The following is a 9481-nucleotide window of genomic DNA, read 5'->3' on the forward strand; positions in this document are numbered from 1 at the left end:
CGTGGTCAGTAGTCAAGCCGGTTTTTCATTTCCGGAGCAAGGCGGCATCTCGGGTCCGGATAGTCCCAACACTCTTTACCGTATGCTTTGATGATGTCACTCCAACATCGATTTCCATATCCGAAGCATTCTTCAAAATAGGTGCAGGCTCTGCATTTGCTTTGTTTGCTGAGGTCTTTGCGTGAAAGGTTGCAGAGATGTAATGCTTCCGGAGACTGCCAGATCTCTTTTAAGCCGGATTTCTTAGCATCCCCGATGATGAACCGGGGATTCCAGTAGAGTTGTTCGCAGATAGTAACCTTTCCATCCGGAAGAATAAATAAATGGCTATTCAGCGCGGAGCAGACAGCGCCGTTGAAGTGCATGCTTCCTCCCTCATCTGTATAATATTGCTTTTCTATGGCACTTTGGTTCAGGATAATCCGGAAATGCGCATTGGGTACGACCGCTTCCCGCAGAAATCTGAAAATATCACTGATCTTCTGATGGGAAGGTTTTAAATTCGCAAAACTTGGATACTCTGTTGTTGTGGAATTGCTGACAGGTGTAAGGCGCCAGTCATGCAGGTTTTTCAATGTGGATAGAAAGCGGAACAAATCAGTCAGGATTTGAGGATCACAATTGTAGGTGGTAAGGACGGAAGACACCTGATAAGGCAGCCCGCTTTGATCCAGTATCCGGAGTCCACACATCATTTTTGAGGCGTAGGAACTGTCGACGGATAAAGATTGTACCAATACAGTTGTGTTAATGGCATCCAGTGATACTTGTATCAGATTCTTATAATGGGTTTGTTTTAGCTTTCGCAAACATTCTGCGGTAAACGGTATTTTGGTAGAAATAAATTCCGGTTCTATACCGTGCTTTACCAGTTCCGCCAGAATGATATCCCAATCCTTATGCAGGAAGATTTCCCCGCCTATCAGGTTGATTTGCTGCACAGGCAGTTCTGCCGCTTCCCGTACCAATTCTAAAATGCGGGAGGTGGGCAACCTGTTTTGCACTTGCGTGCGGGTATCGGCGTAGCAATACCGGCAGTGCGTCATACAGCGGTTGGTCAGCATCAGTGTCAATAGCAATGGACCGGAATATAACCGTCTGGTACACGTGTCGACGGTCATTCCTGTAGGATTGCAGGGCGGTAATTTCTGAAAACGGTATCCCGTTCCTGCCTTTTCCACAGGTATAATCAATTGCCTGGGGAAACAGATTCTCTTTCCGTGCCATGTCGTGAAGAATGCTTTCCGATTCTCCATAAAAGGACGTATCAGCCTTTCCGCTTTCGATGCGTCACAGTGAAAGAAGAGAGCCAGCAATGGCCAGTTCTCATTCAGGCTTCGTTCGTGCGTGAAGAAGCTGAGCATGGCTGCATGGGCAGGATGTATGAACGACATCCAGTTCGGTGAAGCGTTTCCCTTTCGGTTTGCTTTGGAAAATAGAATGAAACGATGTATATCATCTCTCAGCCCGTAATCAGGATTGAGCACATAGACATCACTCATCCCTGATGGATTTGTCGCCGGTGCTTTCATTGAAAGTAGCACCTGTGAAGCATCCCAGCCCGCAACTTCCCTGCTGCTTGTCGTCTATGCCACCTTGCAGGTCGAACAATTCGTTCATATTCAGCAATTCTTCTTGAGAGTATTTCTCATCTTGAGGTGTTCCCTGACGTTGGTTGTCACCTTTAGCGGAATTTTTGGTTTTCATGATGTTGATTATTTAGAGGTTAATTGATAAAGCGGGGTGAATATGCGGCTCAGTATGCTCCGGTCCGATGTGATGATTTCGGCTTTTCCGGAGAGACCTATCTCATACTCTATTTCATCTTTGGTTGTGGTATTCAGTCCATAGGGGAAATTGATTTCCACTGCGTAGTTTTTGCTGTAGGGCACATACGCTATTGAAGCTACTTCACCGGTGAGATACCCGTAAGTATGTGCCGGATATTTGCTTAACTCGATGTTCACTTTATCGCCGGGGGCTATTTCCGCCACATCTTCCTGTGAGAGTTTGATGCGTCCTATCGGTTGCCCCTTTTGTTCTGATATCACAGAACAAACCGTATCGCCTTCATTTATCACATTGCTTATCCCCCAGCTTTTTCCCAGTATCACCGTTCCGTTGCTGCTGCTTTTAATTAAGTATTTGGCTTCCCATATTTTCAGGCTGTTTATCATGTTCTCGTATGCCAGTTCCAAGGCTCTCCGGTTCAGTGCTACTTCCTTTTTGTGTTCCATTCTCAGGTCGAATAGCTGCCGTCTGGTGTTCAGTATATTCATTTCATTCTTTTCCGGCTGCTTATTCAGCAATGCCAGTTCCTCTTTCAGGAATCCTTCCTTTTGCCGGAATATGTCAAATTCGTCATAAATCAGGCAGGTGCGCACGGCATTTGTGAACTGCCCGTAAGCACCGGTCATTTCTCCCATGATGAGGTCGAATGGAAAACTGTTCAGATATTTTATGTCGTTGGTGCGGTAATATGTTTCCACGTCTCCCAGTACCCGGCAGAATCTTTTCACATCCTGCATGGAGGCTGTGTTGCGCAGAATGCCCAGTGTGTCGTTGAGTTTCACCTTTTGCCGGTCTTCTACGAAGAAACGGTCTATTATCCCCGATTGGTTTGCCGTTATCCATGCTGTCTTCGATAGGTCGTCGATGGCTATGCCTGTCCTCACAGTGTCCGGATACGAGAACAGGGCGGCGAAGGTTATCAATAGTACTATCAACCCGTAGATGATGTGGCTTCCCGTATGTATCAGCCAGTTGGGCATATCGCCCAGTATGTCGTTGTTCTCGCGGCTGTACAGTTCCACTTTGTCGGCCTCGTTGTTTTCCGGTTTATAGATTTCTTCCATGAGGTGTTTTTTTGTTTGTATTAAGCATTCAGTTCCAGTTGGTTTTTCACCAATCCGTAGTAGTCTCCCTGACGGGATATCAGCGTTTCGTGGTTGCCCTGTTCGGTGATGTTTCCATCTTTCAGTACCACAATTTGGTCGGCATTCCTCACGGTGCTGAGGCGGTGGGCTACGATGACTACTGTGCGGTCTTTGAAGAACTGGTCCAGATTCCGTTGGATGGTTTTCTCATTATCCGTATCCAGTGCGTTGGTTGCCTCGTCAAAGAACAGGTAATCGGGGTTGCGGTAGATGGCTCTGGCTATCAGTATGCGCTGTTTCTGTCCCTGGCTCAATCCTTGTCCGGTGTTGCCTATGCGGGTGTTGTACTTCAAGGGCAGGCTTTCGATGAAACTGCGTATGTTGGCCATGTCTACGGCATAGATCAACTTCTTCTTGTCTACGATGTCATCTTCGGGGGCTATGTTGTTGGCTATGGTATCATTGAAGATGAAGCCCTCCTGCATTACTACTCCGCAATGCTTGCGCCATTGCTTGAAGCTGAGGTCTTGCAATGACTGTCCGCCTATGCTCACCTTTCCCTCTGTGGGCGGATAGAATCCCAGCATCAGCTTTATCAGGGTTGTTTTTCCGCTTCCGCTTAGCCCTACGATGGCGGTCGTCTTTCCTGCGGGGATATCCAGCGATATTCCTTTGATAATCTTCTTCGATTTCTCCGAGCCGTAGGTGAAGAATACATTCTGCAACTGTATGGGCTGGTTACCCATTACTTGTTCCGCATTTTCCTGACCATCTTCCTCTTCATTGGGTTTGCTGTGTATCTCACCCAGACGTTCCAGGCTGAGCTGTGCATCTTGTGCCTGCTGCATGAAGGATACGAATTGCTCTATCGGACCCTGCATCTGCCCGATGATGTATTGTATGGACAGCATGATACCCAGTGTGATGTCGCCGTTCAGTACGGCAGTGGCAGATAGTACGGTGATAAGTATATTTTTCACTTCATTGATGAGCACGGCGCCCACTTGCTGCCATTGTCCCAGGTTGAGCGACTTGATATTGATTTGGAACAGGGAAGCCTGTATGTTCTCCCATTCCCATCTTTTCTGTTGTTCGCACCCCAGCAGCTTGATGTCCTGCATGCCGTATATCATCTGCATCAGGTTGTCCTGATTGACGGACATTTGCTCGAAGTTTTTCCGGTTGAGGTCGGCGCGCTTGCGCATGAACAGTTTCACCCAGCCGACGTAGAGGATGCTGAAGAGGAGAAAGAGGAAGAATATTTTCAGGTTGTACACGGCAAGCACTGCACCGAAGATGATGATGGTGATGGTGGCAAACAAGATGCTCAACACGGACTGGGTGAGGAACATTTCTATGCGTTTGTGGTCTTCGATGCGGCGGATCAGGTCGCCTGCCAGCTTACTGTCGAAGAAGCGCATGGGCAGGCGCATCAGCTTGACGAGAAAGTCCGATATCAGGGCTACATTGACGCGTGTACTGATGTGCAGCAGGATGCAGCGGCGGATAACTTCGATCAGCGTGCGGCTGAACACCAGCATGAGTTGTGCAGCCAGTATGAGTTGGATGAAGTTGAGGTTGCGGTGACCGATGCCTTGGTCTACGATGGTTTGCGTGAGGAAGGGGAAGGCGAGTTGCAATACACTGCCTGCCAGAAGGCCAACTATCAGTTGGACTATCATTTTACGGTAAGGATGTACGTAGCGCAGCAGATGCCACAGTGATATGCCTTCGTATTTGATGGGTGTTGTTTCGTAGAATTGCGGGGTGACATCGAGCAGCATGGCTATGCCTTTTTCTATGCCGCCTTGCGTGGTGCTGATCCAGCATTTCCTCAATTCCTCTTCTTCATATTTCAGCAAGCCGTAAGCCGGATCGGCAATATAGAAATAAGTTTTCCCTTTCTTTTGAACGATTTTGTAGAGCACCACGAAGTGTATCTGATTCCAATGCAGAATGCAAGGCAGCTTGGATTGTTGCTTCAGTTTTTCGAGGGTGGTGCGTATGCCTGTGGCACGCATACCTATGCTGGCGGCGGCTTCGCTGATGCCTTGCATATTGACTCCGGTGCGCTGTATGAACGATTGCTCGCGCAGTTGCTGCACGGAGAATTTCTTTCCGTGGTATCGGGCAATCATTCGCAGGCACGAGGGGCCGCAGTCCATACCGTCCAACTGTTTATAGAAGGGGAATTTCATAGTAGGCTGGTTTTATTGATTCTGAAATTGCTGGCAATTGTTGCAACACTTTCCACCCATCAAAGTGCAGAAATCTTTCTCTCCGTAGTAGTATGTCTGGTTATAGCAGTTATAGAGTATATCCAGCATCAAGTCTTTGCGCAGGAAGGTTAGGTACTCGAAGAGGGCGGATCGGGATAGATTCAACTTTTCTGCAAATTTCTCAGGGGTGCCTGTACGTCGATGTGCAATCAACGTATTCATATAAATGATTTTCTGTAGGTCGACGTTTTTCATAATCGGTGTGTTTTAGAGTTGTTATTAAGGGAAAAGGGAAAGAAAAAGGAGAGGCTGAATCTTAGCCTCTCCTTTTTGTGTTAAAGCTGGAATATACCTTGCAAGTAACCACCGTAATCGTTGCTGATTTCGATAGTGTAACTACCTTGAGGTAAGCTGTCGAGAGAAATAGAAACAAAAGATGTTTCGGGAGCTGTAAAATCACGTTGCCATACGGGTTGGCCATTGGCGTTGACGATAGTGATGTTTACGTCATAGTTAGGGGAGGTGCATTTCAAAGTTAGTTGGTTGCTGCTGATGGAGGCGGTGAAGGGGATGGGAGAGAGGCTTCTTGTTTTTGACATCCATTTGCCTTCAAAAACGACCTCTGACTCAGTATAAGAACCTCTGATTTCTGCCTGTATTGGCTGCGTTGGCAAGCTACTTATAATAAAGAACATGCAGATTGATAAATAACATACATAGTTTCTCATAATTGATTGTCTTTTGATTTTCTGAAAACAAAATTAGCGGTTAATTATTGAATTATTATGGACACAATATGGACATGTTGATCTTGATAACTCGCTAATAAATAGAAAAGTATGAAAAAACTTTTATTCGAATCTGGACATGCTATGATTTAATACTCCCATATCCAGATATCAATGAGCTGTGATTTGTCGAAGCTGTTTCCAAGTTCCTTTATAATCTGCTCTTTTATTCGTTGTTTCCGTTTAGAGACAGAAGCCGGAGAAATATTCAGTATCTCTGCCATGTTGGATACAGAAATGCGCAACTTAATAAGGCAACATACTTGCAGGTCATTATTGGTGAACGATGGGAATTGTTCTTTTAGGCGGAGAGTGAAGTTGTTGTATAGCTTATTTATATTTTCTTCCACTTCCGCCCATTGAACGATTGTGAGTTGTTTGGGTGATTTTATGAGAGAATCCAACGGCTTGATATATGGAATTAGTAATTTGCACAAGAATTCTTCACGGTTACGCAAGCGTGAATTTTCTTCTGCCATAACATCGAAAGACGTTAATTGCATTTTGAGTTTTCCTTGCATATCTTGTGAATATTCCGCCATGTTCTGTTGTAGTAGAATGGTTTCTTTTTGTAGATTCTCATTCTTTCTTTTGAGTTCATCCAATCCGTTTTGTTGTTCCATCATTGTCTCATGCAATCCTTCGTTTGCAGCCAACTGCTCAGAGAGTTGCATTATATGTACTCTATTCTGCGCCATTTGCATTTCATTTTCATGTATTTGCAGACTGTAGATGCGAAGCTGTTCTTCCTGCATCTGGATGGTACGTTCTTTTTGTATCAACTTACGCTGATAGAGGAAAATGAGGCATGCTATGATTATTACTATAAATAATAGAATATATAAGCTGTTCCGTATAATCTTCTCGTTTTCTATTTGCAATGTCTTTTTTTCGTTCAGTAGCTTTTCATGATCATACTTCTCTTTCATTGCTATGATTTCTTTGCCATGTTTTATTTTGGTAATTGAATCTATGCATGTGTAGAACTTATCACAATATGTCATAGCTTTGGCATAATTTTGAGGAGTAGTACGGTTTAAATAATACAGTGATTGATATGCACCACATACCGTATATATATTATCTGAAGTGGCGGCTTTGTCAAGATAGTATTGAGCGGAGTCATTCATTTTTAGCTGACGATAGATATCTCCCACTGTTAGATAGTTTGGCAGGGATTCTTTATCTTTATTTATATGTAATGCTTCTAAGGCATATTCAAGAGCTTGTTTGTAATCTTTTGAATATGCTGCGCAAACAACTGCAAGTTCATTTAATGCAATAGTAGCTGAGATTTTATCATCTGCTTTTCTTGCAATATCTAATGCATCCTTATAATAGCTAATGGATTTGTTCACATCTGGTTTTATAGAATATGCTCTACCTAAGTATGATAAAGCAGATGAAATGTATACTTTATTATTTGATGACTTTGCAAAGTCATAAGCTTTTTGAAATGCAGTAATTGCATAATCTACTAAAGAGCGATATACATATATGTCTCCTATTCCGGCATATATTAAATGTGCCAATTGATAATCTTTCGTCTTTTCTATTTCTGTAGCAGCTTCTAAATAATATTTCAAAGCAGTTTCAGCGTCGTGTTTCTCATCATTATAGTATATACCTTCCAGATAGCCCGCAAGTGCTTTCCTTTGTGGATTTTCTTGTTGTTGAAAATACTTATAACCAATTGATATTAAACTGTCAGATTCCAGTTCTACATAATTCTTTATTTTCGCTTGCGATAGTAGCAGACACCACGTAGCATATTGATATTTATCAGCGGCCTTGGGTGGTGTCATTTTTTCAAGAATATGTAGTGCGCTATCGGGATATGCATACATACAATTTTCTGCTTCCGCCAGTTCAGGAAGTAGAGTTGGTGAAGACTCCGTGTGGGTGTTTGTGCATGATAGTACAAGTAAAATCCCCCAGATACAAATAATATATTTATTAGATAAGAACATAGTAGTAATCTATTTGAAAGCAAAAATAAATTATTTCTTGAAAAAAGCAAAATGTTGTACTACATTCTTTTGTTCGTCACTTCATTTTTTTTTGAGATGTCTAATGAATCGTTTACCATGGGGTAACAAATAATCACTTCCCGACACGGTGGAAACAGAAATAATGCTTACCTTTGTGCGTAAGCAGAAAAAAACAGAAGTCATGGAACAGAAAGACAAATATATACGTTTTGATTGGGCGGTGAAGCGCTTGCTACGCAACAAAGCCAACTTCGGCGTACTCGAAGGCTTCCTCACCGTGTTGCTGGGCGAGCCTATCCGCATCGTCGAGATACTGGAAAGCGAGGGCAACCAGCAACGTGAAAGCGAGAAGTTCAACCGTGTGGACATCAAGGCGCGCAATAGCAAGGATGAAATCATCATCGTTGAGGTGCAGAACACGCGCGAAATATACTATCTGGAGCGTATCCTCTTCGGCGTTGCCAAGGCCATCACGGAGCATATCGAACTAGGAGAACTTTACTCGGAAGTGAAGAAAGTGTACTCCATCAGCATTCTCTATTTCGACATCGGCAAGGGGAACGATTACTTGTACCACGGTCAGAACTCCTTTGTGGGCGTGCATACGGGCGATTTTCTGGAGGTCACTACCAAAGAGAAGGACGCCATCGTGCGCAAGCTGCCTGCCGAAATCTTCCCCGAATACTTCCTGATTCGTGTGAATGAGTTCAACAAGGTGGCCGTCACCCCGCTTGAGGAATGGATAGAGTATCTGAAAACCGGTATCATCCGCCCCGACACGAAAGCTCCCGGACTGGAAGAGGCACGCCGCAAACTGATTTATTATAATATGGACAGGGCGGAACAACTGGCGTATGACGAGCATATCAATGCCGTGATGATTCAGAATGATGTGCTGAGTACGGCGGCAGCGGAAGGTAGACAGGAAGGCAGACAAGAGGGTAGAGAGGAAGGTAGACAGGAAGGCATGCAGAAAGGCAGACAGGAAGAGAAAATAGAGAACGCCCGAACAATGAAATCTTTGAATATCTCCTCTGAGGTCATCCATCAGGTGACGGGTTTACCCCTCAAAGACATAGAAGAATTATAAATAGCATAAGATACTATTCATTTTCGTCTCGCCCGATTTTCGTTTTATGAAAAGCAGGCGGGACGTTCTGTTTTCCGGCGTAGAGACAGAGACATGAACCTGCCTGGTACGTTGCTTTGGGCTATAAGATAAAAGGCTTTCAGCCTTGAGCTGCACAATGAATGCGTGTTTAATTCAAATCGTCACTCTTGAAGTAAGAGGTAGATATATAGCATGTTATCAGTGCTGATAGCAGTGACGATAAGTGCTGACAAGTGTTTTGTCGTCACTGTTTTTGTTCTGTTTAAATCCAATAACTATAACAAGCAATGTCATGATGCAAAACTAGCAATCTTGTAATGCGGAATATTGCTAGTTTTGCATCATGACATTGCTTGTTATGTTCCGTTTAAGGCTTCTGGGTGGGTTACCGTATTATTTTTCGCAGACTATTCTTGAAAAAGTATAACAATATTAAGACCAATAAAAGGCTTATTAGGGGTCAAAATAGGTTCAGGGTCACTTATAACCCCATTTA

8 protein-coding genes are annotated in these 9481 nt (G+C 43.9%); 1 reads left to right on the plus strand and 7 read right to left on the minus strand.

The window, feature by feature from the left end; translation table 11 throughout:
- Positions 1 to 5: 5 nt before the first annotated feature.
- From BN161_RS07710 to BN161_RS07740, 7 genes are all read right to left on the minus strand, one after another.
- On the minus strand, positions 6 to 1502 hold the full coding sequence (locus BN161_RS07710; protein ID WP_044264609.1) for a radical SAM/SPASM domain-containing protein: 1497 nt from the start codon (positions 1500 to 1502) through the stop codon (positions 6 to 8).
- Positions 1495 to 1707, minus strand: coding sequence for a hypothetical protein (locus tag BN161_RS07715; RefSeq protein WP_044264610.1), 213 nt, complete (start codon positions 1705 to 1707; stop codon positions 1495 to 1497). The genes BN161_RS07710 and BN161_RS07715 overlap by 8 nt, the downstream gene beginning before the upstream one ends.
- Positions 1708 to 1715: 8 nt before the next feature.
- Positions 1716 to 2855, minus strand: a complete 1140-nt coding sequence (locus BN161_RS07720) for a putative HlyD family type I secretion protein (protein ID WP_044264611.1) — start codon at positions 2853 to 2855, stop codon at positions 1716 to 1718.
- 20 nt (positions 2856 to 2875) lie between these two features.
- Entirely contained in the window at positions 2876 to 5074 is a 2199-nt protein-coding gene (locus BN161_RS07725) for a peptidase domain-containing ABC transporter (protein WP_044264613.1), read from the minus strand.
- Between the two features lie 12 nt (positions 5075 to 5086).
- Positions 5087 to 5350, minus strand: a complete 264-nt coding sequence (locus BN161_RS07730) for a hypothetical protein (RefSeq protein WP_044264615.1) — start codon at positions 5348 to 5350, stop codon at positions 5087 to 5089.
- Positions 5351 to 5430: 80 nt separating this feature from the next.
- A complete protein-coding gene (locus BN161_RS07735; protein WP_044264617.1) occupies positions 5431 to 5823 on the minus strand; it encodes a DUF3244 domain-containing protein in 393 nt (130 codons plus the stop codon).
- Positions 5824 to 5972: 149 nt separating this feature from the next.
- Positions 5973 to 7853 (minus strand): tetratricopeptide repeat protein, encoded by a 1881-nt coding sequence (locus BN161_RS07740; protein WP_044264618.1) that lies wholly within the window; start codon positions 7851 to 7853, stop codon positions 5973 to 5975.
- A 202-nt stretch (positions 7854 to 8055) separates the two neighbouring features.
- Here BN161_RS07740 and BN161_RS07745 point away from each other — a divergent pair, with 202 nt between their 5' ends.
- Entirely contained in the window at positions 8056 to 8964 is a 909-nt protein-coding gene (locus BN161_RS07745) for an Rpn family recombination-promoting nuclease/putative transposase (protein WP_044264627.1), read from the plus strand.
- Positions 8965 to 9481 lie beyond the last annotated feature (517 nt).

The organism is Bacteroides timonensis, from assembly GCF_000513195.1.
In the GTDB taxonomy this organism is placed as follows: Bacteria; Bacteroidota; Bacteroidia; order Bacteroidales; family Bacteroidaceae; genus Bacteroides; species Bacteroides timonensis.

Bases quoted from the DNA above. Each gene is read 5' to 3' on its own strand.
- BN161_RS07740 (WP_044264618.1), bottom strand. From the start codon at position 7,853: ATGTTCTTATCTAATAAATATATTATTTGTATCTGGGGGATTTTACTT.
- BN161_RS07730 (WP_044264615.1), bottom strand. From the start codon at position 5,350: ATGAAAAACGTCGACCTACAGAAAATCATTTATATGAATACGTTGATT.
- BN161_RS07710 (WP_044264609.1), bottom strand. From the start codon at position 1,502: ATGAGTGATGTCTATGTGCTCAATCCTGATTACGGGCTGAGAGATGAT.
- BN161_RS07715 (WP_044264610.1), bottom strand. From the start codon at position 1,707: ATGAAAACCAAAAATTCCGCTAAAGGTGACAACCAACGTCAGGGAACA.
- BN161_RS07720 (WP_044264611.1), bottom strand. From the start codon at position 2,855: ATGGAAGAAATCTATAAACCGGAAAACAACGAGGCCGACAAAGTGGAA.
- BN161_RS07725 (WP_044264613.1), bottom strand. From the start codon at position 5,074: ATGAAATTCCCCTTCTATAAACAGTTGGACGGTATGGACTGCGGCCCC.
- BN161_RS07735 (WP_044264617.1), bottom strand. From the start codon at position 5,823: ATGAGAAACTATGTATGTTATTTATCAATCTGCATGTTCTTTATTATA.
- BN161_RS07745 (WP_044264627.1), top strand. From the start codon at position 8,056: ATGGAACAGAAAGACAAATATATACGTTTTGATTGGGCGGTGAAGCGC.